The 24,879-nt window shown below is 31.2% G+C and carries 27 protein-coding genes; 11 read left to right on the forward strand and 16 right to left on the reverse strand.

Annotated elements, in window-relative coordinates:
- The 8 genes from N4A42_RS02080 to N4A42_RS02115 form a co-directional block, all read right to left on the reverse strand.
- A partial coding sequence (locus N4A42_RS02080; protein ID WP_294069191.1) for an SDR family oxidoreductase occupies window positions 1-227 on the reverse strand: 227 nt, incomplete at its 3' end.
- 101 nt (window positions 228-328) lie between these two features.
- Entirely contained in the window at window positions 329-1,981 is a 1,653-nt protein-coding gene (gene recN / locus N4A42_RS02085) for a DNA repair protein RecN (RefSeq protein ID WP_294069194.1), read from the reverse strand.
- 168 nt (window positions 1,982-2,149) lie between these two features.
- On the reverse strand, window positions 2,150-3,037 hold the full coding sequence (locus tag N4A42_RS02090) for a DUF4835 family protein (protein WP_294069197.1): 888 nt from the start codon (window positions 3,035-3,037) through the stop codon (window positions 2,150-2,152).
- Window positions 3,030-4,241 carry a bifunctional phosphopantothenoylcysteine decarboxylase/phosphopantothenate--cysteine ligase CoaBC gene (coaBC, locus tag N4A42_RS02095; RefSeq protein ID WP_294069200.1) on the reverse strand — a complete coding sequence of 404 codons (1,212 nt, stop codon included), beginning with the start codon at window positions 4,239-4,241 and terminating at the stop codon, window positions 3,030-3,032. Before coaBC ends, N4A42_RS02090 begins: the two co-directional genes overlap by 8 nt.
- Before the next feature lie 6 nt (window positions 4,242-4,247).
- Window positions 4,248-4,574, reverse strand: a complete 327-nt coding sequence (locus tag N4A42_RS02100) for a DNA-directed RNA polymerase subunit omega (protein ID WP_294069203.1) — start codon at window positions 4,572-4,574, stop codon at window positions 4,248-4,250.
- 12 nt (window positions 4,575-4,586) lie between these two features.
- On the reverse strand, window positions 4,587-5,384 hold the full coding sequence (locus N4A42_RS02105; RefSeq protein WP_294069207.1) for an outer membrane protein assembly factor BamD: 798 nt from the start codon (window positions 5,382-5,384) through the stop codon (window positions 4,587-4,589).
- Between the two features lie 108 nt (window positions 5,385-5,492).
- Window positions 5,493-6,377: a 4-hydroxy-tetrahydrodipicolinate synthase gene (dapA, locus tag N4A42_RS02110; protein ID WP_294069210.1), complete on the reverse strand. Its 885-nt coding sequence runs from the start codon at window positions 6,375-6,377 to the stop codon at window positions 5,493-5,495.
- Window positions 6,377-6,895 (reverse strand): hypothetical protein, encoded by a 519-nt coding sequence (locus N4A42_RS02115; RefSeq protein ID WP_294069213.1) that lies wholly within the window; start codon window positions 6,893-6,895, stop codon window positions 6,377-6,379. Before N4A42_RS02115 ends, dapA begins: the two co-directional genes overlap by 1 nt.
- Window positions 6,896-6,965: 70 nt before the next feature.
- Between N4A42_RS02115 and N4A42_RS02120 the strand changes: the two genes are divergently transcribed.
- Genes N4A42_RS02120 through N4A42_RS02130 form a run of 3 tightly spaced genes read left to right on the forward strand, consistent with a single transcriptional unit; the run spans window position 6,966 to window position 9,085 of the window.
- Window positions 6,966-7,727: a 5'-nucleotidase C-terminal domain-containing protein gene (locus N4A42_RS02120; RefSeq protein WP_294069216.1), complete on the forward strand. Its 762-nt coding sequence runs from the start codon at window positions 6,966-6,968 to the stop codon at window positions 7,725-7,727.
- The gene (locus tag N4A42_RS02125; RefSeq protein ID WP_294069219.1) at window positions 7,724-8,635 is read left to right on the forward strand and encodes a bifunctional UDP-sugar hydrolase/5'-nucleotidase; all 912 of its coding nucleotides are present in this window, start codon (window positions 7,724-7,726) and stop codon (window positions 8,633-8,635) included. Before N4A42_RS02120 ends, N4A42_RS02125 begins: the two co-directional genes overlap by 4 nt.
- Window positions 8,636-8,692: 57 nt before the next feature.
- Window positions 8,693-9,085, forward strand: a complete 393-nt coding sequence (locus N4A42_RS02130; RefSeq protein ID WP_294069222.1) for a DoxX family membrane protein — start codon at window positions 8,693-8,695, stop codon at window positions 9,083-9,085.
- Here the strand turns inward: N4A42_RS02130 and N4A42_RS02135 are convergent.
- From N4A42_RS02135 to N4A42_RS02160, 6 genes are all read right to left on the reverse strand, one after another.
- Entirely contained in the window at window positions 9,082-9,816 is a 735-nt protein-coding gene (locus N4A42_RS02135; RefSeq protein WP_294069225.1) for a hypothetical protein, read from the reverse strand. The genes N4A42_RS02130 and N4A42_RS02135 overlap by 4 nt on opposite strands.
- A 99-nt stretch (window positions 9,817-9,915) precedes the next feature.
- On the reverse strand, window positions 9,916-11,910 hold the full coding sequence (gene ligA, locus N4A42_RS02140) for an NAD-dependent DNA ligase LigA (protein ID WP_294069228.1): 1,995 nt from the start codon (window positions 11,908-11,910) through the stop codon (window positions 9,916-9,918).
- 43 nt (window positions 11,911-11,953) lie between these two features.
- Window positions 11,954-13,387 carry a hypothetical protein gene (locus N4A42_RS02145; protein ID WP_294069231.1) on the reverse strand — a complete coding sequence of 478 codons (1,434 nt, stop codon included), beginning with the start codon at window positions 13,385-13,387 and terminating at the stop codon, window positions 11,954-11,956.
- Window positions 13,388-13,415: 28 nt separating this feature from the next.
- Window positions 13,416-13,997 (reverse strand): TIGR00730 family Rossman fold protein, encoded by a 582-nt coding sequence (locus tag N4A42_RS02150; protein WP_294069234.1) that lies wholly within the window; start codon window positions 13,995-13,997, stop codon window positions 13,416-13,418.
- A gap of 88 nt (window positions 13,998-14,085) precedes the next feature.
- Complete coding sequence (prmC, locus tag N4A42_RS02155) at window positions 14,086-14,961, reverse strand: peptide chain release factor N(5)-glutamine methyltransferase (RefSeq protein WP_294069236.1); 876 nt, start codon at window positions 14,959-14,961, stop codon at window positions 14,086-14,088.
- Window positions 14,962-14,963: 2 nt separating this feature from the next.
- Window positions 14,964-15,455: a GNAT family N-acetyltransferase gene (locus N4A42_RS02160; RefSeq protein ID WP_294069238.1), complete on the reverse strand. Its 492-nt coding sequence runs from the start codon at window positions 15,453-15,455 to the stop codon at window positions 14,964-14,966.
- 33 nt (window positions 15,456-15,488) lie between these two features.
- Here N4A42_RS02160 and N4A42_RS02165 point away from each other — a divergent pair, with 33 nt between their 5' ends.
- Genes N4A42_RS02165 through N4A42_RS02180 form a run of 4 tightly spaced genes read left to right on the forward strand, consistent with a single transcriptional unit; the run spans window position 15,489 to window position 18,478 of the window.
- On the forward strand, window positions 15,489-15,974 hold the full coding sequence (locus N4A42_RS02165; RefSeq protein ID WP_294069241.1) for an LEA type 2 family protein: 486 nt from the start codon (window positions 15,489-15,491) through the stop codon (window positions 15,972-15,974).
- Window positions 15,975-16,982, forward strand: a complete 1,008-nt coding sequence (gene ribD / locus N4A42_RS02170; RefSeq protein ID WP_294069244.1) for a bifunctional diaminohydroxyphosphoribosylaminopyrimidine deaminase/5-amino-6-(5-phosphoribosylamino)uracil reductase RibD — start codon at window positions 15,975-15,977, stop codon at window positions 16,980-16,982.
- Window positions 16,983-17,021: 39 nt separating this feature from the next.
- Window positions 17,022-17,633, forward strand: a complete 612-nt coding sequence (locus N4A42_RS02175) for an HAD-IA family hydrolase (protein WP_294069247.1) — start codon at window positions 17,022-17,024, stop codon at window positions 17,631-17,633.
- Window positions 17,630-18,478, forward strand: a complete 849-nt coding sequence (locus tag N4A42_RS02180) for an EamA family transporter (protein ID WP_294069250.1) — start codon at window positions 17,630-17,632, stop codon at window positions 18,476-18,478. The genes N4A42_RS02175 and N4A42_RS02180 overlap by 4 nt, the downstream gene beginning before the upstream one ends.
- Window positions 18,479-18,516: 38 nt before the next feature.
- On the opposite strand, the gene N4A42_RS02185 is transcribed toward N4A42_RS02180, so the two are convergent.
- Entirely contained in the window at window positions 18,517-20,109 is a 1,593-nt protein-coding gene (locus N4A42_RS02185) for an aryl-sulfate sulfotransferase (protein ID WP_294069253.1), read from the reverse strand.
- Window positions 20,110-20,307: 198 nt separating this feature from the next.
- On the opposite strand from N4A42_RS02185, the gene N4A42_RS02190 reads away from it, so the two are divergent.
- The gene (locus tag N4A42_RS02190; protein WP_294069256.1) at window positions 20,308-20,916 is read left to right on the forward strand and encodes a YigZ family protein; all 609 of its coding nucleotides are present in this window, start codon (window positions 20,308-20,310) and stop codon (window positions 20,914-20,916) included.
- Here N4A42_RS02190 and N4A42_RS02195 read toward each other — a convergent pair.
- Window positions 20,911-21,324, reverse strand: coding sequence for a thioesterase family protein (locus N4A42_RS02195; RefSeq protein ID WP_294069259.1), 414 nt, complete (start codon window positions 21,322-21,324; stop codon window positions 20,911-20,913). The genes N4A42_RS02190 and N4A42_RS02195 overlap by 6 nt on opposite strands.
- Window positions 21,325-21,516: 192 nt before the next feature.
- Between N4A42_RS02195 and dnaA the strand changes: the two genes are divergently transcribed.
- The 3 genes from dnaA to N4A42_RS02210 all read left to right on the forward strand — a co-directional run bounded on the left by dnaA (window position 21,517) and on the right by N4A42_RS02210 (window position 24,877).
- Complete coding sequence (gene dnaA, locus N4A42_RS02200) at window positions 21,517-22,944, forward strand: chromosomal replication initiator protein DnaA (protein ID WP_294069263.1); 1,428 nt, start codon at window positions 21,517-21,519, stop codon at window positions 22,942-22,944.
- 12 nt (window positions 22,945-22,956) lie between these two features.
- The gene (locus N4A42_RS02205; protein WP_294069266.1) at window positions 22,957-23,421 is read left to right on the forward strand and encodes a low molecular weight protein-tyrosine-phosphatase; all 465 of its coding nucleotides are present in this window, start codon (window positions 22,957-22,959) and stop codon (window positions 23,419-23,421) included.
- A gap of 64 nt (window positions 23,422-23,485) precedes the next feature.
- Complete coding sequence (locus N4A42_RS02210) at window positions 23,486-24,877, forward strand: PQQ-dependent sugar dehydrogenase (RefSeq protein WP_294069269.1); 1,392 nt, start codon at window positions 23,486-23,488, stop codon at window positions 24,875-24,877.
- The last annotated feature ends 2 nt before the right edge of the window (window positions 24,878-24,879 follow it).

A 24,879-nucleotide genomic window follows, 5' to 3' on the forward strand; every position in this document is an offset into this window, starting at 1 on the left:
ACAAGGTTTTGTAAATCTTCTTCAGACGTTGCATCTGCAGGAATTATTTGAGATCCTGTTTTCTCAGCTAATTCATTAATTTGCCCCATACGCATTGCTATAGGTGCATTAGTAAGCACAAATTCACCACCTTCTTCATGTACACGTTCTGCTGTTTTCCATGCTATTGAGTCAGCATTTAATGCTCCAAAAATAATTCCTTTTTTTCCTTTTAGTAAGTTATACATAGTGTCTATTTTTAGTCAGTATTTTTATTTGTAATTCAATGTTCAAATATACTATTAAATTGAACATCTATAATAAGATTATTACCTATAAGACTAGCTTGCTAATTAAGTAATTGTTTAGCATGTGCAACTGCAGATTCTGTAATATCCAAACCACCTAACATCTGCGCAATTTCTACAACACGCTCTTCTTCTTCTAATCGTTTTAACCTAGTATGAGTAGCATCATCCTTATCAAATTTAAAAACTTTAAAATGAGAATTACCCTTTGCGGCAATTTGCGGCAAATGTGTTATGGCAAATACTTGCATTCTAGCGCTCATTTGCTTCATAATATCACCCATTTTGTTTGAAATTTCACCAGAAACACCTGTATCTATTTCGTCAAACATAATAGATGGTAACTGAATATATTCAGACAAAATAGCCTTTATAGTGAGCATAATTCTTGATAATTCACCTCCTGAAGCCGCCTTTTTTAACTCATTATAATTTGAACCTTTATTTGCGGTAAATAAAAACTGTAAATCATCTTTTCCGTTTGAAGAAAAACCATCTAAAGACTTAAGTTCTATTTTAAACTTAGCATTTGGCATTCCTAAATCTGAAAGTTTACGCTCTAACTTTTCTATTAATTTAGGAGCTACAGCCTTTCTCTTTTTACTTATTTGCGCTGCTATTTCATTAAGCTTGTTTTCATGTTTTATAAGCTCTTGTTCTTTTTCTTTAATAGCATCATCTAAACTTTCAGTTTTAAAAAGCTTAGATTCTAATTCCGTTTTTATTTCAATTAATTCTTCAATGTCAGAAACTGAATGTTTTTGAAATAAATTATTTATAATTTGAAGCTTAGAATTTATCTGCTCTAATTTTTGAGGATCTGAAGACAGTTGTTCTTCAAGATTATCTAGTTCTGCTAAAACATCGTCTAATTCTATAGTTACACTAGAAACCCTTTCATACAAAGATTCATAAGCTTTACCAAAACCCAAGATTCTATTTAGCTCTTGCTTTGCAGTATTTAACTGATCTATTACACCTTGGTTCTCTAAACTTAAAATTGACTTTACATTACCTAACTTCTCTTCTATTATTTCTATATTATTGAGTTGTTCGTATTGCGATTCTAACACTTCAATATTTATAGATTCTAAATTTATTTCGTTAAGCTCCTTAGTTAAAAAGAGATTATAATCATACTCTTTGATCATTTCTGCCTTTGAAGATTTTAAAACTTCTAAAGCTTTCTGAAGCGATTTGTAGGCGTTTAGTTGATTACTGAATAACTCTAATTTTTTATCATTATCTGCTAACGCATCAATGACTTTAAATTGATAATCATTTTCTGTAAGTTGTTGTGTTTGATGCTGCGAATGAATATCTATAAGATGCGAGCTTAGAGCAGAAAGACTCTCTAAAGTTACAGGAGTATCGTTTATAAAAGCACGCGATTTACCCGAAGGCAAAATCTCCCTTCTTATTATAGTTTGCACATCATAATCTAGATCTAAAGAAGAAAAAAGCGATTTTAAGTTGTAGTTTGCAATATCAAAACCTGCTTCTATAATACATTTTTCTTCTTTGTTTTTTACCTGACTTATATCTGCGCGTTTGCCTAAAACTAGAGATAAACCTCCCAAAAGAATAGATTTACCTGCACCTGTTTCGCCTGTAATTATGGTTAATCCATTATTAAAACCAACATTAAGTTCATCAATTAATGCGTAATTTTTTATGTAAAGTGTATTTAGCAAGTACTTAGAATTTGTTTTTACAAAAATATATAATTACAGATGTAAACTTCAGGTTGGTACTGAATTATTTAATTACAATGCATCTCTATTTACCTATAAAATTTTATCAAATTAAGTGAAACGCAATCAACACAGAGAAGACACCTACTCTTTCTATTAATTAGAAAGCTAAAATTTTATTTTTCGCCATTTTTGGGAATGCATTGGCGCAATTTTATTAAGAATATTTACAGCTTCTGTAATGTTAACGCTTGGACCACCAGAAAGTATATCTGCTAATTCGTCTGATTTAGCATCGAAAAACACTCGCAATAGATACGAGTTTGGTCTTTTTCTGTGGACTTTTTGAAGTTCTGATAAAGCAGAAATAATCTTTGTCTTACCTTTTTTTGCATCTTCTGCCATTACATCCATAGCTTCAATATGGTAGCTATACATTGTAGACCTCATTTCTTTAAATGTAGGCGACAGCAAATTATCTATTAAAGCAAAACGCGATTGCAGTCCATCTTCTAACTTCCAACCTTGTCCGCTTAATTGCTGAGAATAAGTAGCAATAGTCTGCGCTTGTGCAAAATAATCGTCACCACCATTGAGCGCAAAAGAATCTGCATCCATACCCAAAATCATAAACACATGAAAGGATAGCACAGAAACTAAATTAGACTCAAATTGAAGTGGATTAAATACTATATTTTGAAACTCTAAATACTGAAAATTAAAGTCTTTATCGTTATAATTATAAACAGGTGAACTGTATGTAGAGTTAAAAACAGGTCTTGAAGATGATACTTGCAAAGTGGCTTTAAATCTATCGTTTTCATAGCTCGTTACACTAATAACCATACTACAATTAATACGTTCTTCAGCTCCAAATTCTTTTTCTGTCCATTTTGTATTATTAATGAACTCATTTAATTGCTTTTCTAGCGTTTTAAAAACAACATTATTATCGTTTCCTGTTAACTGAGAAATAACATTTACTGTACAATTCAACTCTTGTGAAAACACAACCGTTGAACATAAAAAGGTTAATAAAACTAATATCTTACGCATGTAATTGTTTTAATATCTGCTGCAATAAATCTTCTGCAACTTCTGTTTTAGATTTAAGTGGTTGTTCCATAATATCGTTAGACGACGTTATAAATGTAACCTTATTTGTTGATACACCAAAACCAGCGCCTTTGTCTTGCAAAGAGTTTAGAACAATTAAATCTAAATTCTTTGACTTCAATTTTCCTTTAGCGTGTTCTAACTCGTTGTTAGTTTCGAGTGCAAAGCCTACTAAAAATTGTTCTCTTTTTATTTCACCAAGTGACTTTAGAATATCCTTTGTTTTTTCTAACTCTATACTAAACGTAGTATCCTTCTTTTTTATTTTCTGATTGGCTATAGTTTTTGGCCTGTAATCTGCAACTGCAGCAGAAAGTATTGCAATATCTGAAGACTTAAAATGCTTATGTACCTCATCGTACATATCTTCTGCGCTTACTACTGGTTTTACACTAACCAAACTATGCTCAATTTTTTGATGCGTAGGACCTGTAACTAAAATCACCTCAGCACCAAGATTTGCTGCCGCGTTAGCAATTTCAAATCCCATTTTACCGCTAGAATGATTACCAATAAAACGAACAGGATCTATAGCTTCATATGTTGGTCCTGCTGTAATTAAAACTTTTTTTCCTCGTAATGGAAGTTGATTTAATACATCTTTCTCTATAAAACCAACAATATCTTCTGGCTCTGCCATACGACCTTCACCAACCAAACCACTTGCCAATTCACCTGTTCCGGCAGGAATCATTTTATTTCCGTAAGAGGTTAGTTTTTCAAAAGATGTTTTTGTGGACTCATGCTTATACATATCTAAATCCATTGCTGGAGCAAAATAAACAGGGCATTTTGCTGAAAGATAGGTTGCCAGTAGGATATTATCGCAAACACCATTAGCCATTTTGGCCATAGTATTAGCTGTGGCAGGAGCTATAACAAAATAATCTGCCCACAATCCTAAATCAACATGATTATTCCACACCTCACCATCGTGCTCTTCATCTACAAAAGATGAACAGACTGGGTTTTTAGATAATGTAGAAAGTGTGAGTGGAGTTATAAAATCTTTAGAAGCAGGCGTCATAACAACTTTTACGTTAGCGCCTGCTTTAATGAATAATCTTACTAAACTAGCAGATTTATATGCGGCAATACCAGCAGTAATGCCTAATAAAATGTTTTTGTCTTTTAGGATAGACATGAAAACTTATTCCTGAGTATCCTCAGTATTTCTGTGATAAATCTTATCATCTAACCACTCTTTAACTGCTAAAGCGTGTGGCTTTGGTAATTTTTCGTAAAACTTAGAAACTTCAATTTGTTCTTTGTTTTCAAAAATTTCTTCAAGACTATCGTTATAAGTTGCGAACTCTTCAAGCTTATCAATCAACTCACGTCTTATATCTGTGTTAATTTGTTCAGCTCGTTTTGCTATAACAGAAATAGCTTCATAGATATTGTCTGTTGCCGCATCAACTTCATTTCTGTTATACGTTACTGTAGAAACAGGTGCATCTGTCTTTTTTAAATCCATTGTTATTAATGATTAACTTTTAGTAAATGTACTTAATTCTTTATTTAATTCTTCATTCATTTTATCAGCATCTTCCATAAATTCTGAATTTGGAAATGACTTCTTTAATGAATTAAAGTAACCAATTGCATTATTTAATCGCTCTTCTTTTAATTGGTCTATACTTAAAATAGCCAAATTATAGGCTGCATCTAATCTGTAAAACATGGCTTCACCTCTTAACGAAGTACCAGGGAATTCTAACAGAAAATTGTTAAATGACTTTATTGAAGCTTTATAATCTCTAATTTGATCATATTGCTTTGCTATCTCAAAAGCTTTCTTTTCTAATTTAAAATCTAACTCTTTAACTAAAGCATTAGCTTCTGCTAAATATTTAGAATTTGGGTACTGATTTACGAACAATTGAAATTTCTCTAATGCCTCAATAGTTTCCTTTTGTTCTTTTGAGTATACTGGCGAATTATAATAATAGCCTTTTGCAGCTAAAAACGCTGCTTCCTCAGCTTTTTCGCTTTGAGGATAAATATCTGTAAACTTATCAAAATGATAACTAGATATATAATAATCTTTCACCTGATAAGAGCAATACGCATGCATAAATGTTACCTTCTCAGCTTGTGGCTTGCCTCTATACTTAGGAAGAATTTGATCTAACAATCGTTTAGATTTGGTCCACTTCTCAGCTTCGTATAGCTCTGTTGCCATTTTAAATTTCTCTGAAACATCTTCAGATTTTAAAGCTCTCTGAAAATCGCTACAAGAGGTTAATAAAATAGCTATGAATAGTATATAAATTCCTTGCTTCATAAATTTTAAACAGGATGCAAAAGTACGCATTAATAACGGATTTTAAAAACAAAAATTATATGCTAAAATAAGCCTAGTTTTTAATGCTATATATAATTTAAATTAAGTTTAACTTTTACCTAAAACGGCAAGTGCTTCTTTAATATTCTTTTTGAGATTATCTGTTGCTTCCACCAATGGTAAACGCACATAAGACTTAGAGATATTTATTGCTTCTAACACAGCTTTAATACCAGCAGGATTATTTTCAGAAAAAATTAAACCCGTTATTGGCATTAGATTATAATGTATTTGATAAGCTTCTTTAGCACTACCTGCAATACCTAAACGAATCATTTCTGAAAATTGCTTTGGTAGGGCTTGCCCTATGACAGATATAACACCCGATCCGCCTGCTAACGCTACACCTAATGCTAAATCGTCATCTCCAGAAATCACTAAAAAATCTTTAGGTTTAATTCTTAACAATTCTAAATATTGTTGCATATCTCCTTTTGCTTCTTTTACAGCAATAATATTTTCACAATCATTTGCCAACCTAACAATAGTTGCCGGAAGCATATTAGAAGATGTTCTGCCTGGTACATTATAAAGTATTATTGGTTTTGGTGAAGCTTTAGAAATAGCTTTAAAGTGTTGATAAATGCCCTCTTGTGTTGGCTTACTATAATATGGAGACACAGATAATATAGCATCTATGTCAGATAAGTCTGTAGATGTAATTTCGTTAATAATAGATGCCGTATTATTACCACCAATACCAAGAACCAAAGGCAATCTATTATTATTTACCTTGGCTATAAATTTTATTAATTCTTTTTTTTCTTCGGCAGTTATCGTAACACTTTCTCCTGTGGTACCACTTATTACTAAATAATCTGTACCGTTATTTATATTATGCTCTACTAATTGCTTTAAAGCATCAAAATCTACACTTAAATCTGCTTTAAAAGGTGTGATTAACGCAACTCCTGTACCTATAAATTTGGTCATTATAATTTGTTTAAAATGTTTAAATATTTTTTTAGTTCTTTTTTAAATATCTCAATATCCTTGGGATTTACATCTATTATTAAATCGTACAAACGCTCATCATTTCTGCTAAGACCAACTTTTAAATTCGCTTTAGATGACGCTGTAATTAAGTTTAACTCTGGTGTTTCATTTTTATAATAACTTATTAAAACATCAAAGGTTTCATCAATAAATAATTGTAAATCAGTATTATTTATTTTGCCTTTCCACCCAAAATCTTTTGGTGTATAATAAGTCTCCCACTGGCTACCTTCATACTTATTATCATTAACAAAAGTCACAATCTTATGCTTTGGCGAAATTAAGTTTAAATCTTTAAAATAGCGTCTAAACACTTCAGAATCATTAAACTCATCTGCATTAAGTAAAACCGCAACTACTTTTATCTTATTGTTATTTACAATCGCCTTACGAACAGATAACAATTTGTTTATGTATTTTTGATTTGATTTTTCTTTAAATGCCTTTAAAATCATTTATCTTTAGCCTTTGTGCAAATTTAACAAAAGCCAAAATATTATTTAATCCTATTTTGAAAGTTATACAATGATTAAAAACACTCTTTTAATTGTTCTTTTATTGTTTCTAACAATTTCTTGCAAAGAAACTCCTAATAAAATAGAAGGAAAACGTATTGATATAGATGAAAATATCACCTCTAATAATGCAATAGAAGACTTTATAGCACCATATAAAACACAACTTAACAAAAACTTAGATAGCGTTATTTCTTATGCGCCAGAAACCTACTCTAAGACTGATGGAGAGCTTAATACAGCTATTGGTAATTTAATGGCAGATGCTGTATTTAGTGAAAGTAATCCAATATTTAATAAAAGGACTGGTAAGAATATAGATTTAGTTTTACTAAACCATGGAGGTATTAGATCTATAATTTCTCAAGGAAATATAACATCAAGAACAGCCTATGAGGTTATGCCTTTTGAAAATTCTGTAGTCGTTGCTGCAATAAAAGGAAAACAGGTAAGCGAAATGATTTCGTTTTTAGCAAAAGCTAAAAGAGCACATCCTGTGTCTAAACAATTAGAAATTTTATTAGATGATGATTTCAACATTAAAAAAGCACTTATAAAAGGCAAACCCGTTTCTGAAGATAAAATGTACTATATAGCAACTAATGATTACTTATACAATGGCGGTGATCGCATGTCTTTTTTTCATCCTAGCGACAGCTTATATGTTTTAGATTATAAAATAAGAAACGTATTAATAGATTATTTTAAAAAGACTGATACCATAAAACCAAAAATAGACAACCGTTTCACGAAACTTCCATCTAAACCATGAAAAGAAGAGATTTTATACAGCAAACAACTGCAGCAACAGCAATGCTTGGTTTAGGTGGATTAAGCCTTCAATCTTGCAATAACAACCAAAAGCACATTACTATTCTACATACTAATGATGTGCATAGCCATATAGACCCTTTTGGCCCTGATAATAAAAGAAATGCAAACAAAGGAGGTATTGCTAGACGTGCTACTTTAGTTGAATCTATTAGAAAAGAAAACCCTAATACTTTACTTTTAGATGCTGGTGATATTTTTCAAGGCACACCTTATTTTAATTATTATGGAGGTGAGTTAGAGTTTAAATTAATGAGTATGCTTAAATACGATTTGGCAACCATTGGTAATCACGATTTTGATAATGGTATTGATGGGCTTTACGCACAATTGCCTAATGCAAAATTTGAATTTGTATCTGCTAATTACGATTTTTCAAACACAATAATGGACACTCATGTAAAACCTTACAAAGTTTTAGTTAGAGATGGTGTTAAAATAGGTGTATTTGGCTTAGGTATTCAGCTCGAAGGGCTTGTAAATAAAAAGATGTACAAAGAAACCGTATATCATAATCCTATTGAGATAGCCCAAGATATGTCTCGTATTCTTAAAGAAGAAGAAGGTTGTGATTTGGTTATTTGCTTATCTCACATTGGCTATCATTATAAAAAACACCCAGATCGTGTTTGCGATTTAAATCTTGCTAAAGCAACAAAAGATATTGATCTAATTATAGGTGGTCATACACATACTTTTTTACCTAAACCAACTATTGCAAAAAATAGTGCTGGAGAAAATGTACTTGTAAATCAAGTTGGAGCTTATGGTTTGTATTTAGGCAGAATTGATTTTTATTTTGAAAAAGGTAAACCTGTTTATTCAGACAGCACAACTATTATTGTTTAGTTTTTTTGTAAGTAACTAAAAATGTAACGTCTAAGATTTCAATAAATTATATGTATTATGAAGTCTGACAAAATTATTTTAGTATTAAGAATAGCTGTTGCAATTATTTTAATTCAAACTCTTCGTTTTAAGTTTACAGCGCATCCAGATAGTGTTTACATTTTTGAAACTGTAGGCTTAGAACCCTTTGGAAGAATTGGAATAGGAGTCCTAGAACTCATTGCTGGTATATTACTTTTAATACCAAAAACTGTTTGGGCTGGCGCATTATTAACTTTAGGTCTTATTGGTGGTGCAATAATAATGCATTTAACACGGTTAGGAATTGAAGTAAAAGGAGATGGAGGTGTATTATTCTACACAGCATTAATAACTTTTATACTAAGTGCTATACTTCTATATTATTACAAAAATGAAATTCCCTTTATTGGTAAAAAACTAAGCTTTTAACCGTTCGTTATATCAAAATATTCAGGCTCCGGGTCACTAAATTTTAGTTGTGATTGTACATAAAAGAACACAAAAGATACGACTAAGAAAAACGAAAATATAAAGGCTAAGGTCTTATCATCTATTATATAATAATATGCTAGCTGAATAATTTCTGAAAAAACCATACAGATAGAACCTACAAGAAACAACATAGATTTATTATCATTTTTATACATATAATCTAACAACGCTACAGATAATAACACCATTATTACTGCATTATACACAAACTCTAACATATATTCATTATTAGAAAGTGTACCTTTTGTAGTGTCTGTAACCAAAATAACACAAAACACATCTAATGCAAAAAGAATAACTATAGGTATTACTAACTCTTTAAAAACTTTTTTAATATTAACAGGTAAAATGATTTTGAAAATTAAAAACAAGTACGAAATAATATATAAAATGTTAGAACCATAATAATAATAATCAACCTCTCCTTCTTTAACCTCAGCACCATACCAAGCTAAAAAACTTAATATATGCCCTAAAGTAAACGCGATTAAAAAACCAATGAAAAGTTTTGATTTTCTTTTAGTCCACACACAATATAAAATAGTCAACAAAACAAGCATTAAAGCACTTAGTGTGTCGCCTTCTTTTTCTAGCACAAATCCTTGTAATACTATAAAAACTCCACCTAAAAGCAATAGCACTACTTTTAAGATTTTATTTAATAACATAATTAATCCCTTATTATGGGAACGAATATAATAAAAAATTGCAATTAAACGGTAAAATATTACTTTTTATCGGTAAAAAACTTGTTTTTACGTAGGAATTCACCTCAAAACATCTAAAAAGGCTTGCTCTGTAAGAATTGTAATGTTTAAATTTTCTGCTTTGATACGTTTGCTTGGTCCCATTTTATCACCTGCAACAACATAACTTGTCTTAGAGGATATGGATGAAGATACTTTCCCACCATTATCTTCAATAAGTTTTTTAAGTTCATTACGAGATACTGTTTCAAACACACCAGATACCACAAAAGTTTGTCCTTTTAACTTTTCGGTTTGGTTAGCTAGCTTATCTGCCGACACTCGAAGTTGAACTCCATGTAATTTTAATTGTTCAACAATATTTCTATTTTCTTCAGAAGAGAAAAATTCCACCACACTTTCAGCAATACGTTCACCTATTTCATCTACTGCTACTAAATCTAACATTGACGCAAACATTAATGCATCTATTGACTTGTAATGCTTAGCCAGTTTTTTGGCAACAGTTTCACCAACATATCTAATTCCTAATGCAAACAAGACACGCTCAAAAGGAATTTGTTTTGAAGCTTCAATACCATTAACTAAATTTTCTGCACTTTTTTCCGCCATACGTTCTAATGGAATGACTTGCTCAATAGTTAATTCATATAAATCAGCATAATTCGTAATTAACCCTTCATTGACAAGTAAAGCAACTGTTTCGCCACCTAAACCTTCAATATCCATTGCCTTTCTAGAAATATAATGCTGAATTCGACCTACAACTTGCGGAGGACAACTACTATAATTAGGACAATAATGTTTTGCCTCACCTTCTGGTCTTATTAATTCTGTATCACACTCTGGGCAATTAACAATATATTCTGTTGGTTGAGAATCATTAGTTCGCTTAGATAGATCTACTGATATAATCTTCGGTATAATCTCACCACCTTTTTCAACATATACCTCATCACCTTCTCTAATATCCAGCTTTTCAATCTGGTCTGCATTGTGCAATGAAGCACGTTTTACAATAGTACCAGCCAATTGTACAGGCTCTAAATTAGCCACTGGAGTAATCGCACCTGTACGACCTACTTGATAAGTTATTTTATTAAGTTTAGTAGAAACCTGCTCTGCCTTAAATTTATATGCCATTGCCCAACGTGGTGCCTTGGCTGTAAAACCTAACTCTTCTTGCTGATACAAGCTATTTACTTTCACCACTACTCCATCAATCTCATAAGGCAAATTATGCCTATGTTCATCCCAATAGGCTACATAATTTAAAACCTCGTCAATAGAGTTTACCAATTTTGCTTCTTTTGGCACTTTAAATCCCCAAGCCCTAGCTTTATCTAACCCTTCAAACTGCGTTGAAATATTTAAACTATTCCCCTTAATACTATACAATAAACATTGTAATGGTCGTTTTGCTACTTCAGCACTATCCTGGAGTTTTAAACTTCCTGAAGCTGTATTTCTAGGATTTCTATAAGGTTCTTCATCATTAGCAATACGCTCTTCATTCATTTTTTGAAAACCTTTTATTGGCAAAATAATTTCGCCTCTAATATCAAATCGCTCTGGATAATCACCTTTTAATTGCAACGGCACTGTATTTATGGTTTTCACATTTGCCGTAACCTCATCACCTTGCACACCATCACCTCTAGTCACTGCTCTTAGCAACTTTCCGTTTTCGTAAGTAAGATTCATTGACGCTCCATCATACTTCAGCTCACAGGTGTATTGCACTTCACCATCTACCATTTTTTTGATACGTTTTTCCCAATCGAGTAAGTCTTCTTTTGAATATGAATTATCTAAAGAATACATTCTAAAATCATGAACAACCGTATTGAAATTCTTTGTTATCGTACCACCAACTCGTTTGGTTGGTGAATTTTCATCAAAAAACTCAGGATTTGCTTCTTCTAAAGCCTGAAGTTCTTTTAATTTCATATCAAACTCATAATCGCTAATAGTAGGATTATCGAGTATGTAATAATTATAATTGTGTTGACGTAGTTCGTCTCTAAGGTTTTGTATTTTTTTTTGTGTGTTCATGGTTTTCATGCTTCCCTCGAAATTAGGAATCCTTTTAACTAAATTAAAATTTTAGTTTCACTTTTAAATATTGCGTCTTGTAACCTCCTCTTCCTTTTTCATCTACAAAGCTTATCGTCATTAGGAATTCGTTATTGGAAATCCACTTTAATTTATTCGTTGCATTTTCTGCCCAAAACATAAATTGAAATCCTTTTTCAAAATTAATCGTCTTATCTGGGTTTATTTTAAAAATTTGCAAATAACTTTTATTCTCATAAACATCGTAATGAAATGCTACAATTCTGTCTTTATTTGGTGAAATATTAGGAAACCCATTAAGCATTAAAGTTTCCTTGCCAGTTGTTTTATCTACAAAAGCATAAAATGCTTCTTCTGCTTTATAATACACGTGAAACATTAAATATTGATTTAAAAAACTGACATCACCATAAAAAGTATGGGACGACTCATTATAATCTATTTTGCTATTATAAATTAGAGTAGAATCTTTTAATGGCAAGCTAACATTCGTAGTTTCATCCTCATTTTTTGTAATAATAACAGCTTTATTTTCTTTGTAAAGATCTGTACTAATTTCTGGTGCAGAATCATACTCTCTTTTTGAAATAAGTTGAAAGTCGAAATATGTATTTAGACACTCTGGATAAGCATCATCTAAAACCTCATAAATTTGCTGATTTTCAAAAGTAGTTCCGTAACAGATTTTATCTTCAAAAACTTTAACATCCTCTCTACCTCCCAAGTAACCATTAAAAACATATCGTTTTTCAGTCCATCCATTTTGTCTCCATTTAATAATTGCCCAAACATCTTTAATCCATTTTTCATCACCCTCTATTTCTACAGAATCTTGTGTATACCCAACAATTTCTACAGGTTCACCATAATTATATTTTCCTATTTTATTGCCATCTTCATCTCTTACATTCAATCCGTTTTGTGCTATTACATATTTATGGCTAATTGTTTTTTCAAACCTAAAATTATTTCTATAGAACTTATCAATTTCATTAAACAAAGTACTCTCTTCATTATAATTTTTTACAAATTTTGAAGTTTCATTGTACATTAATAACATACCATAATTACTTTTAAAATCATCTAATCTGTCTTTATAACGAATCCTATTTCCATCATCAACTGCAATTATCCGTTTAGATGATTGAGATATTTTTATAGCCTTAGGAAATTTTAAATACTTCTTTATTTGCTTAATGTGTTCCTTGTATAATGAGTCTTGATATAATAAATCTTTGTTATGAATTGCTATTATATTCAACTCTTCTTTTGAAGGTACAAAGAAAACTATTTCTTTTCCATAAACCAGTAACGTATCTTTCGCTACACCACTAAAATCATACTGAAATCCTATAGTTTCCTTTTTCGCAACTTCTGTTTTGTCTAGAAGGTCATTCTTCTCTTTTTTACAACAAAGACAAAGAATTAAAGTTAATATAAACATGATCTTTTTCATAGAATGCAATTTCTATCTAAATAGAAATCTATAACCCTTCTTTATTCAACCATTTTGGTGCTGGCAGTGGCACATAATTATTCATTTTATTAAATAAACCTTCAATAGTATTATCTACAACTACAGCATCTAGATTTTCTTGTTTTAAAAAACCTCTTTCAACCATCATCTTACATTGCGTAATTAATGCATCATAGTAACCATTGATATTTAAAATACCTATTGGTTTTGTATGCAAACCTAATTGTCCCCAAGTAGTGATTTCAAAAAACTCATCCATAGTACCAAATCCACCAGGAATAATAATAAAACCATCACTCTTTTCGTACATAAGTATTTTACGATCGTGCATATTATCTGTTACAACTAATTCTGTAAGCTCTGTATGAACTATTTCTTTTGTTTTTAAAAAATGAGGGATTACACCAATGGTTTTTCCATTAGCATCAATAGCACCTTGCGCTACTTTACCCATAACACCAATCTTTGCTGCGCCATAAACCAAAGCTATATTTTTCTTAGCCATATAGAAACCTAATTGATATGCTGTTGTAATAATATCCGTATCATTACCCTCACTGCTTCCGCAAAAAACTGATATACTTTTCATATTCATTTCCCATGCAAGCGGGAATCTTTTAATTATTTTTTTTTAGTCTTAACTACGCTCAATCTAGCAATTCAAATCTGCTTCATCTTCAACTTCTTGTGCCCTTCAACATTCTATCATTTCCGTTTAAATCTTTTTTTAATTCTATATTATGGAAATTAGCATCTACTAAAAGCTGTTTTGTTTCTTCACCAAGATACTGGTTAATTTCAAAATAAAGCTGCCCTTGTTCTTTCAAATTATCAGCAGCAAAACTGGTTATAGTTTTATAGAAAATCAACGGGTTTTCATTTTCCACAAACAATGCTAAATGTGGTTCATTATCAAGTACATTTGGCTTCATTTCTTGTTTTTCGAGATGACGTACGTATGGTGGATTGGATACAATGATATCAAACTTCAAATTTTTCAACTCCAAATTCCAAGTACTATCATCTAAAATGTCAACTTCCAAAAAATTAATATCAACTTGATTTAATTCTGCATTTGCTTTGGCAACGTCTAGGGCTTTATCTGAAACATCCAAAGCACAAACCTTTGCGCTTGGCATAAACTTTGCCAAACTAACTGCTATTGAACCAGAACCCGTTCCGATGTCTAAAACCGTTGTTGTTTTGGGATTTGTCTTTTTGTTTTTGGAATTTGCGATGATAAGAGACACGAGCTCCTCTGTTTCTGGTCTAGGAATTAGCACATTTTCGTTTACTTTAAAAGTAAGTCCGAAAAATTCTGTCTCTCCTAAGATATATTGAATAGGTTTTTGCTGTTTTAAATCTTCAAGTGTCTTAAAAAAAGTATCTGTTTCAGTTTTTGAAAATGTAAAACCTGGCTCTAATGCTAATTGAATTCTGGAAACATTAAGATAGTGTTCCGTTGCTAAAAAGAAGAAACTTTCTACTTCAGCTTTACCATAAATTGCATCCAATTCTGTGTGAAAAATATGTTTTAAATCTAAAGCTTTCAATATTAAAGAGTTTTAAGCATCCAAACTGTACACGAATAATGACCTGTATTCCCCATAGGTTTATCAATAAACTCAAAACCTACTTTTTTGTATAATTTTCTAGCAGCATCCATATATGGCATGGTTTCTAAATAACATTTATCAAAACCAGCATCTTTTGCAAATAACAGGCATTTTTCCATCATTTTACTGCCAACACCTTTTCCTCTTGCTTCAGGCATAAAATACATTTTTTGCAATTCGCATACATTACCATTATAATTATCTAATGGAGAAATACCTGCTCCACCTATAATCTCACCAGCTTTTTCTACTACATAATAAATTTTGCGTGCCTGGTCATAAGTTTCGGTCATACAATCTAAAGCTTTATCCTCATAAGCTGTACCAACTTTTGGCACACCAAATTCTATTAAAACACTACGAATAGCTTTAGCAATTTTAGGATTATCCTTTTGTTCTATTTCTCGAATAACAATAGTATCTTTACTCACTTAAATTAAGATTTAATACTGATTAATTTCGGTATGAAGATAGCTATAATTATCTATGTTATGCACAAAAGAACTATTCTCATTTTATTGTTTTTTTCACTGGTTTTCAACTGTACTGTAAATGAACAACCTCAGTTTTCTGGACTAGAAAACATAAAAGTTGTAGACTCTAACATTAAAAACATTACACTTAGTGCAGATGCTTTATTTGTTAACCCTAATGATGTTGGTGGCATATTAAAAGCTGAGGACTTAAAAGTTTACATAAACGATACCGAAGTAGCCACATTAATTTCTGAAGAGTTTAAAGTACCATCAAAGAAAAATTTTAAAATCCCACTAACTGTAGCTGTGGCAACTGATAGTATTGTTGACAAAAAAAGCCTTGGAGGTTTAATCGGTAGCTTAATTTCTCAAAAACTAAAAGTGCAATACAAAGGTGAAATTAAATACAAAGTACTCGGTTTTTCCTCTACTTACAATGTTGACGAAACTCAAAATATTAAAATTAAGCTGTAATTGAATACCAATGAATATTATATAAAGCGCTGCTTACAGATTGCAAAAAATGGATTAGGCTCTACACAACCAAACCCAATGGTTGGTGCTGTTATTGTACACAAAAACAATATAATTGGTGAAGGTTACACAAGCCCTTATGGCGGACCACATGCAGAAGTAAATGCAATAAATGCTGTAAAGGATAAAACATTATTAAGCAAAAGCACACTTTACGTTACCCTAGAACCTTGTAGTCATTTTGGAAAAACACCACCTTGTAGCGACTTAATTGTGAAACATAAAATTCCGAAAGTGGTTATTGGCTGTGTAGATGATAACCCTGAAGTTGCTGGTAAAGGTATTACTAAACTAAAAAACTCTGGTTGCCACGTTATTGTTGGTGTACTCGGAAAAGAATGCAAAACACACCATAAACGATTCTTTACCTTTCACAATAAAAAGCGTCCATATATCATTTTAAAATGGGCAGAAACTAGAGATGGATTTATAGCTCCTAAAAGTAAAGATAAGCAAAAGCCAGTATGGATTACCAACAAATACTCTAGACAGTTAGTTCATAAATGGCGCGCTGAAGAACAAAGCATCCTTGTAGGAATCAACACTGTAATAGAAGACAACCCTAGTTTAACAGTTAGAGATTGGACAGGAAAACATCCTGTTAGAATTGTTTTAGACAAAAAAAAATCACTCTCCTCAAGCCTGAACGTTTTTAACAACATCACTGAAACCATAAGAATAACAAATTCGCATATTGATTTTAACCAACCAATTGCTACCCAAATTTGTAAGCTATTGCATAAAAAAAGTATTAACTCGGTAATTATTGAAGGAGGTGCAAAAACACTTCAAGCTTTTATTAACGAAAACCTTTGGGACGAAGCGCGAATTTTCACAGGTAATGCTGAGTTTAATAACGGTATAAAAGCTCCAAAACTTAATGGAACATTGAATTTTGAAACTAGTATTTTAGACGATATACTTAGGATTTATACTAGAGAAGACTAAGAACAAATTAAAAGACTCCTGTTTACACAGGACATAGATATGATTAAAACGTTAATATTCGATTTTGGCGATGTGTTTATCAACTTAGATAAACTAGGCGCAATGCAAAATGCACTAAAGCTTTTTGGCTTAAATACTTTTGAAGAAGATATGATAGCCGCTAATATTCAGTATGAAATTGGCAAAATTTCCACTACTGAATTTATTGAATTCTATCAATCTAAATTTCCACACTTAAACGAAACTCAAATTGTTGATGCTTGGAACTATATTATTAAGGATTTCCCTAAATATCGTCTAGATTTTATCGAAAATTTAGCTAGAAACAATCAATACAAATTGATTCTTCTTAGCAACACTAACGATATGCACATAGATTTTATTAAGAATAATGTATGCTTCTATGAAGACTTTAAAAATTGTTTTGACAAATTCTACCTTTCTCAAGAAATTCATCTAAGAAAACCTAATAAAGACATTTTTGATTTTGTTTTACAGGAAAACAATTTAATTCCAAATGAATGTTTGTTTATAGACGACACTAAAGAAAACACAGATATGGCAGCTACCATGAAAATAAACATCTGGAATATTGACGAAACCAAGGAAGATGTTGTGAGCCTATTTGAAATTAAAAAAGATCTCTTTTGATTTCCCTTACACTAAGCATACTATCTTCTACAGCAATTTTTGTGCTTTTTAAACTTTTCAATAAGTATAACGTTAACACACTACAAGCCATCGTCATTAATTATATTACTGCAAGCACTTGTGGTATTTTACTTTATGATCAACAAATTGAATTATCTAAAATAATTAATACTAACTGGTTATACTCTGCTATAATTCTAGGCTTTTTATTCATTAGCATTTTTAACGTTATGGCACTTACAGCTCAAAAAAATGGATTATCTGTTGCTTCTGTAGCGAGTAAAATGAGTGTCATTATTCCTATTCTTTTTGGAATACTGATTTATAACGAAAGCTTAGGTATTAGAAAAATTTCAGGAATAATTCTCGCTTTGGTTGCTGTTTACTTAACGTCCATAAAACCAAAAAAAGATGTAGTACTAACCAAAGCTGTTTACCTTCCTATTATATTATTCTTAGGTTCTGGAACAATAGACACTAGTGTAAACCATTACGCACCTGAAGGAAAAATGCCCTTATTTTTAGCTGTAATTTTTGCAGTTGCAGGGATTATAGGCTTATTTGTTTTGAGCTATAAATCACTAAAAAAGCATCAACAATTCAATAAAAAAAGTATTCCTTTTGGCATAGCATTAGGCATCGTTAATTATAGCTCTATGTTTTTTTTATTAAAAGCTTTACGAGTAGATAACTTTGAAAGCTCTTCTGTATTTACAATAAATAATGTAGCTATAGTTGCCGTTTCTTGTTTGACAGGTCTTTTATTATTTAAAGAACAGATTACAAAAACAAATTGGTTAGGAATCTTTATAGCACTATTATCTATAGTTTTAGTAACACTATAGCCACATAAAACCACTTAATCTTTAGAAAAACGGCATATTTAATTCTTCAATACTTTCACATATTTAGAAGTATTACCTACAGAAATTTTCACCATATACAGTCCTTTTGTTATATTTTCTAAATTAATAGAATTAGAATCTGTTTTTCTCAAAACCATTTTTCCAGTAATGTTATAAACTTCTATTTCATCTATAAGTTGAGTAAAATCAAAATTTAAAATATCTTCCGTAGGATTAGGATAAACTTTAAGACCTACTAATTGAGAATCTTCAATTGACAATCGATTAACACAATCATCTGTTAAGACATTTACATCTTCTATCTTTCCTGTATTGTTAAAAGTAACACCATTAAAGCCAACATAATTAGAAGGATATCTATGAGCCCTAAAAGACGCATTATCACTAGGATCATCTGTTTGATTAAAAACTGTATTGTTAGCAACTGGAATTATATATACCCAAACCACGTTTCCTAAATTATCAACCTCAGTAATCCTACCTTTTTCTGACTCATTTATTAAAGCGTTTCCATTAGACATAATTTGCATGCCGCATCTAGAGCTTCCTAGCATAGTTTCACCCAATATAACACCATCGTATGACCAAAAATAATCTTCAGGTAAAAACTTACCCAAACTCATACTATAGATCCCATTAGAATCATTTTGATCTATTATATGAATTGAAGATGCTGTTATATCAACTCCATAGCCATCATTAGAAAACACAGACATTTTACCTTGATTAGGACCTTCAGTTATCCATTTTATATCATGTTGTCTCCCTAGTTTTCTATCGTCTATAGTTCCCATGTTATAAACCGCTGGATTACCCCATCTCCATAAAAAATCACCTCCTTTATTATAAATTCCACCTGCATGAGAAGCTGCTTCTGCTGTTGTAGTACTGTGGTCTATTACAAACACTTCATTTAGGTGCCTAGATGATATAGCTATTTGATCTAATTCTTCATTATAATCTATTGCATTTGCGTGAACAAAATTTTCAGGGTTACCTCCATCGTAATTCATATTCAATAACTGAGGGTTATCAGCAACGACTCCATAATTAGGTTTAGAACTATCAAAATCTTGTATTAAATGATCAAACAGCTTCCATTCCCAAACAATATTTGCAGAATTAGCACCAACAGGTTCAATTTCAATAATTTTTTCTAACATAAAATTATTACCACTAAAAGACGTATCCTTTCCTTCTGCAAACATTTCTGTATTAGAATACACATCCCTAACTAAAACCAAGAAATTCCCATTAGGCAATGGCTCTATATCGTGATGAATACGAAAACCAAACTCATCTTGATAATTAATTCCCCATAAAATATTATTATCCCAATCTCTTAACTGCGCCTCAAACCCACTACTTTGCAAAAGGTTTCCATTTTCTAAGAAATAATTATTACGACTTCCATCAATAGAGTTATTCCATTGATTAACCACCTCACCGCAATTATTAATTAAAAACACCCTTTCATCTGAAGTTGCTTTAAACAGAGTAAAACCTTCAGATTTTTCTTTATTAATATCATCAAAAACCAAACCGATTGTCTCTTGCCCATTAGACAAATTAATGAATAAGAGTAGAATAGAATAAATAAAATTTTTCATAACTTTTTTTTACGCTAATATAATCTAGGAAATTATTTTAATCTATCACAAATCACATTTTAACACAAAATCACAAGTCGTTTTTAGTCTATTTAATTCAGAAAAATTGAATATAAAAAAACGATTGAGAAGCTAATAAATATATAAAGTTCTTTTATAAAGATTTCATAATTTTATAGTAGTTTCGTACTAATGAACATGAATCTTAAGGACACATACAAAACCATAGCTAAACCAGCATACGGCGAACTATTTAAAGATAAAAACAGTAAGTTTTATGGTTACGCATTTCCTGTAACTTCAGAAAATGAGATAAAAACTCATCTGAATAACGTAAAAAAAGAACATTATTCTGCAAGACATTGGTGCTATGCTTACCAATTAGGAACAGAAGTGACAAATTACAGAGCAAATGACGATGGAGAACCTAACAACTCTGCTGGTATGCCAATCTACGGACAAATTCAATCATTTAATGTTACTAATGTTTTAGTTGTTGTTGTACGCTACTTTGGTGGAGTTAAGCTAGGTGTTGGTGGTTTAATTAATGCCTACAGAACAGGAGCTCAATTAGCCTTAGAAGCCTCAGACATTATTGAGAAAACAATAGATAAAAGTTTTCTACTTCAATTTGAATATAAAAACATGAGTAAAGTAATGCGTATGTTAAAAGAAAATAATGTAGAAATAAATAATCAAACTTTAGAACACAACTGTTTGTTAGAAATATCTGTCAGAAAAAGTAACGCTTTAAAGGTTTTTGAACTTTTTAGTCAATTTTACGGTGTGAAAATCAATGAATTATAACGAATAATTTTGCAGTTTATCTAAAAGATATTTTGGACATCGAGTCGGTCTATTTCGCTTTGCATCAATAAAAGCTAAAATTGTATTTCCAGTAGCCAATATTTCACCCTTATCATTTCTCAATTCGTAATCAAATTCTATTGAAGCAGTTGGCATTTTTTTCAACTGAGTTTTTACTTTAAGCACATCATCATAACGTGCTGAATTTTTGTAATTTATACTTAACGAAACTACAGGCAACATAACTCCTTCTGCTTCCATAGCACTATAACTAAGCCCAAACTCTCTTAACCATTCTGTTCTACCTACCTCAAAATAAACGGCATAGTTAGCATGATAGACAACTCCCATCTGATCTGTCTCACCATAACGCACTCTTATTTTTGTTTCGTTAAAATTAAATTTCAATGTTGTATTTATTAAAAAATTTGTAAATTTAAGTGATTTTAAACATGCTAAAAAAATTCTAAAAATTCAACCAGAATTGATTTTTTTTTTAATTTTTTTGTTCACATATTTGTCATGTTCAAAACGGTAAGAGAATCCTAATTCTCTTTTTTTTTGCTAAACTAACTATCAATTATAAACTAATACTAACTAATGGAGATCACAGCGGAATCTGTATGGCGTAATTGTCTCAATTTTATTAAAGATAATATACAACCTCAAGCCTACAAAACATGGTTTGAACCCATACAAGCTGTTAAAATTTCTGGTAATGCACTAAGTATACAAGTTCCTAGTAAATTCTTTTATGAGTGGCTAGAGGAACATTACGTAAAAATACTTAAAGTAGCTTTAACCAAAGAGTTAGGCAATGATGCAAAGTTAGTATATGTCATAAAGATGGAAAACACTTATGGCAATAAACAACCGTTTACAGAAAAAATTCCTAGTGCTAATAGAACACCTGTTAAGTCTCAAGATGTTGATGTTCCTTTTAATAATAAAAGTCCTGAATTAAAGAACCCTTTTATTATTCCAGGTATAAGAAATGTTAAGATTGAATCGCAACTAAACCCTAGTTATACGTTTGAAAATTTCTTAGAAGGTGACTCTAATCGTTTGGCTAGAAATGCAGGTATTGCAGTTGCTAATAAACCAGGAGGCACTTCGTTTAATCCGCTTTTAATTTTTGGTGGAGTTGGCTTAGGAAAAACTCATTTAGCACATGCTATTGGTGTTGATATAAAAGACAAATATCCTGAAAAAACAGTTCTATATATTTCTGCTGAAAAATTCACACAACAGTATATTGATTCTGTAAAAAAGAACAATAGAAATGACTTTATACACTTTTATCAAATTATAGATGTGTTAATCATTGACGATGTTCAATTTTTATCTGGAAAAACAGGCACTCAAGATGTTTTCTTTCATATCTTTAATCACTTACACCAAAATGGAAAACAGGTAGTACTAACAAGTGATAAAGCACCTGTAGATATGCAAGATATTGAGCAACGCCTATTATCTCGTTTTAAATGGGGACTTTCTGCCGAATTACAAACGCCAGATTTTGAAACCAGAGTTTCAATCTTAAAAAACAAACTCTATAGAGATGGTGTAGAAATGCCAGAAGAAATTGTAGAGTATGTTGCTAAGCACATAAAAACTAATGTAAGAGAATTAGAAGGAGCAATCATTTCCTTAATTGCTCAGTCTTCTTTCAATAAAAAAGAAATAACTCTTAGTTTAGCTAAAGACATTGTAGATAAGTTTGTAAAGAACACAAAACGTGAAGTTTCTATAGATTACATTCAAAAGGTGGTTTCAGACTACTTCCAAATGGACGTAAGCACTTTACAGTCTAAAACTCGTAAGCGTCACATTGTACAAGCACGTCAACTTGCTATGTTCTTTGCTAAAAAATACACAAAAGCGTCTTTAGCTAGTATTGGTTCGCAAATTGGTCAGCGCGATCACGCTACTGTATTACATGCTTGCAAAACAGTTGACAACCTATCTTCTACTGACAAACAGTTTAGAAAATATGTTGAGGATTTAGCTAAAAAACTATCACTTTAAAAACACTTAGACATGACTCGTATTTTAATGGTGTGTCTCGGTAATATTTGCCGTTCACCATTGGCTCATGGTATATTAGAATCTAAACTTAATAATCAATTATTCTATGTAGATTCTGCTGGTACAGCTGCTTACCATGTAGGCAACAAACCAGATCATCGCTCAATACAAGTAGCGCTAAACAATGACATAGATATAAGCACACAAAGCGCAAGACAATTTAAAGTATCAGATTTTGATACTTTTGATTTTATCTATGCTATGGACTCGTCTAACTACAATAATATTATTAGTTTGGCTAGGAACAATGAAGACCTTGGCAAGGTAAAATTGTTTTTAGAAGAAAACACTCAAATTTCTAATAAAAATGTACCAGATCCTTATTATGGTGACATAAGTGATTTTGAATATGTTTTTGATATCATTGAAGCTACTTCTACTATAATGGCAAAAAAACTACAAAAGACAAACATATAAGCATTTCATATCATTTCTTTGATTTTTTGTAATTTAGGAATGTAAACAACTCAAAATTAAAGCTATGAAAAAATTATTACTACCACTTTGCGCTTTGTGCTTTTGCTTTTCTTTTTCTCAAGATATAGAATTAGAAGCATTTGCTTCAGGATTTAATAGACCTGTAAACATTAAACATGCTGGTGATGATCGATTATTTGTTGTTGAACAAGATGGTGTTATTAAAATTGTAAATACTGATGGATCAACAGAAAGCACCAACTTTTTAGATATCGATTCTAGAGTCGGAAGCTCAGGTAACGAACAAGGTTTATTAGGTTTAGCATTTCATCCTAACTACGCTACAAATGGTTATTTTTTTGTGAATTATACAAACAACTCAGGCGATACTGTAATATCTAGATTTTCTAGAATTAGTGTTAATCCAGCCATTGCAGATCCTAATTCTGAATTAATTATACTCACTTACTCACAACCTTACAGCAATCATAACGGAGGTGAATTACAATTTGGTCCAGATGGCTATTTGTATATCTCTAGTGGAGATGGAGGTTCTGGTGGAGATCCACAGAACAACTCTCAGAATACCAATAGCTTATTAGGAAAACTCCTAAGAATAGATGTTAATAATTCATCAGCTTCTAACCCTTATGCCATACCTTCAGATAATCCTTTTGTTGGCAATTCTGCTAGTAGAGAAGAAATTTGGGCTTATGGTTTGCGTAATGCATGGAAATTTTCTTTTGATAGCCTTAATGATGATTTATGGATTGCTGATGTAGGACAAAATTCAAGAGAGGAAATTAATATGGTAGCATCAACAGATGCTGGCCTTAATTACGGCTGGAGATGTTACGAAGGCAACAATACTTACAACACCAGCGGCTGTCCAAATAGCAACACTTTAACGTTTCCAGTATCTGAATATTCACATTCAGGTGGAAGATGCTCCATAACAGGAGGTTATGTTTACAGAGGATCAACTTACCCAAATCTAGAAGGCTTATATTTTTTTGGAGATGTATGCACTCAAGAAATAGGATATTTAAGATATGAAAATGGCAACTGGAACTCTACTTTTGAAGGATTTTCTGGTAATTGGGTTGCCTTTGGTGAAGACATCAATGGTGAACTTTATGTATCTAGTCTTGGCGGAAGTATTTTTAAAATTACTGACACACTTCTCAGCATAGATGACAACTTATTAAATTCTATTTCAATTTCTCCCATTCCTGCTAAAAACATTTTAAATATTGATTTCTCTAATGTTAATGTTTCATTTTCTGCAAATATTACTGTTTATGACATACAAGGAAAAACAGTTAAAACCATATTTAAAGATAAAGAGAATAAAAGCACAAGCATTAACACCTCTGACTTAAAGAGTGGTTTTTATATTTTGAAAATAGAAACCGAAAATGGCAGACAAATCACAAATAAGTTTATTAAAAACTAAAC

The sequence above is a fragment of the Winogradskyella sp. genome, from assembly GCF_025210595.1.
Classification (GTDB): domain Bacteria; phylum Bacteroidota; class Bacteroidia; order Flavobacteriales; family Flavobacteriaceae; genus Winogradskyella.

Excerpts from the sequence above, each read along its gene's own strand:
- N4A42_RS02090 (WP_294069197.1), bottom strand. The coding sequence starts at position 3,037 with ATGCGTAAGATATTAGTTTTATTAACCTTTTTATGTTCAACGGTTGTG.
- coaBC (WP_294069200.1), bottom strand. The coding sequence starts at position 4,241 with ATGTCTATCCTAAAAGACAAAAACATTTTATTAGGCATTACTGCTGGT.
- N4A42_RS02100 (WP_294069203.1), bottom strand. The coding sequence starts at position 4,574 with ATGGATTTAAAAAAGACAGATGCACCTGTTTCTACAGTAACGTATAAC.
- N4A42_RS02105 (WP_294069207.1), bottom strand. The coding sequence starts at position 5,384 with ATGAAGCAAGGAATTTATATACTATTCATAGCTATTTTATTAACCTCT.
- dapA (WP_294069210.1), bottom strand. The coding sequence starts at position 6,377 with ATGACCAAATTTATAGGTACAGGAGTTGCGTTAATCACACCTTTTAAA.
- N4A42_RS02115 (WP_294069213.1), bottom strand. The coding sequence starts at position 6,895 with ATGATTTTAAAGGCATTTAAAGAAAAATCAAATCAAAAATACATAAAC.
- N4A42_RS02120 (WP_294069216.1), top strand. The coding sequence starts at position 6,966 with ATGATTAAAAACACTCTTTTAATTGTTCTTTTATTGTTTCTAACAATT.
- N4A42_RS02125 (WP_294069219.1), top strand. The coding sequence starts at position 7,724 with ATGAAAAGAAGAGATTTTATACAGCAAACAACTGCAGCAACAGCAATG.
- N4A42_RS02130 (WP_294069222.1), top strand. The coding sequence starts at position 8,693 with ATGAAGTCTGACAAAATTATTTTAGTATTAAGAATAGCTGTTGCAATT.
- N4A42_RS02135 (WP_294069225.1), bottom strand. The coding sequence starts at position 9,816 with ATGTTATTAAATAAAATCTTAAAAGTAGTGCTATTGCTTTTAGGTGGA.
- ligA (WP_294069228.1), bottom strand. The coding sequence starts at position 11,910 with ATGAACACACAAAAAAAAATACAAAACCTTAGAGACGAACTACGTCAA.
- N4A42_RS02145 (WP_294069231.1), bottom strand. The coding sequence starts at position 13,387 with ATGAAAAAGATCATGTTTATATTAACTTTAATTCTTTGTCTTTGTTGT.
- N4A42_RS02150 (WP_294069234.1), bottom strand. The coding sequence starts at position 13,997 with ATGAAAAGTATATCAGTTTTTTGCGGAAGCAGTGAGGGTAATGATACG.
- N4A42_RS02165 (WP_294069241.1), top strand. The coding sequence starts at position 15,489 with ATGAAGATAGCTATAATTATCTATGTTATGCACAAAAGAACTATTCTC.
- N4A42_RS02175 (WP_294069247.1), top strand. The coding sequence starts at position 17,022 with ATGATTAAAACGTTAATATTCGATTTTGGCGATGTGTTTATCAACTTA.
- N4A42_RS02185 (WP_294069253.1), bottom strand. The coding sequence starts at position 20,109 with ATGAAAAATTTTATTTATTCTATTCTACTCTTATTCATTAATTTGTCT.
- N4A42_RS02190 (WP_294069256.1), top strand. The coding sequence starts at position 20,308 with ATGAATCTTAAGGACACATACAAAACCATAGCTAAACCAGCATACGGC.
- dnaA (WP_294069263.1), top strand. The coding sequence starts at position 21,517 with ATGGAGATCACAGCGGAATCTGTATGGCGTAATTGTCTCAATTTTATT.
- N4A42_RS02205 (WP_294069266.1), top strand. The coding sequence starts at position 22,957 with ATGACTCGTATTTTAATGGTGTGTCTCGGTAATATTTGCCGTTCACCA.
- N4A42_RS02210 (WP_294069269.1), top strand. The coding sequence starts at position 23,486 with ATGAAAAAATTATTACTACCACTTTGCGCTTTGTGCTTTTGCTTTTCT.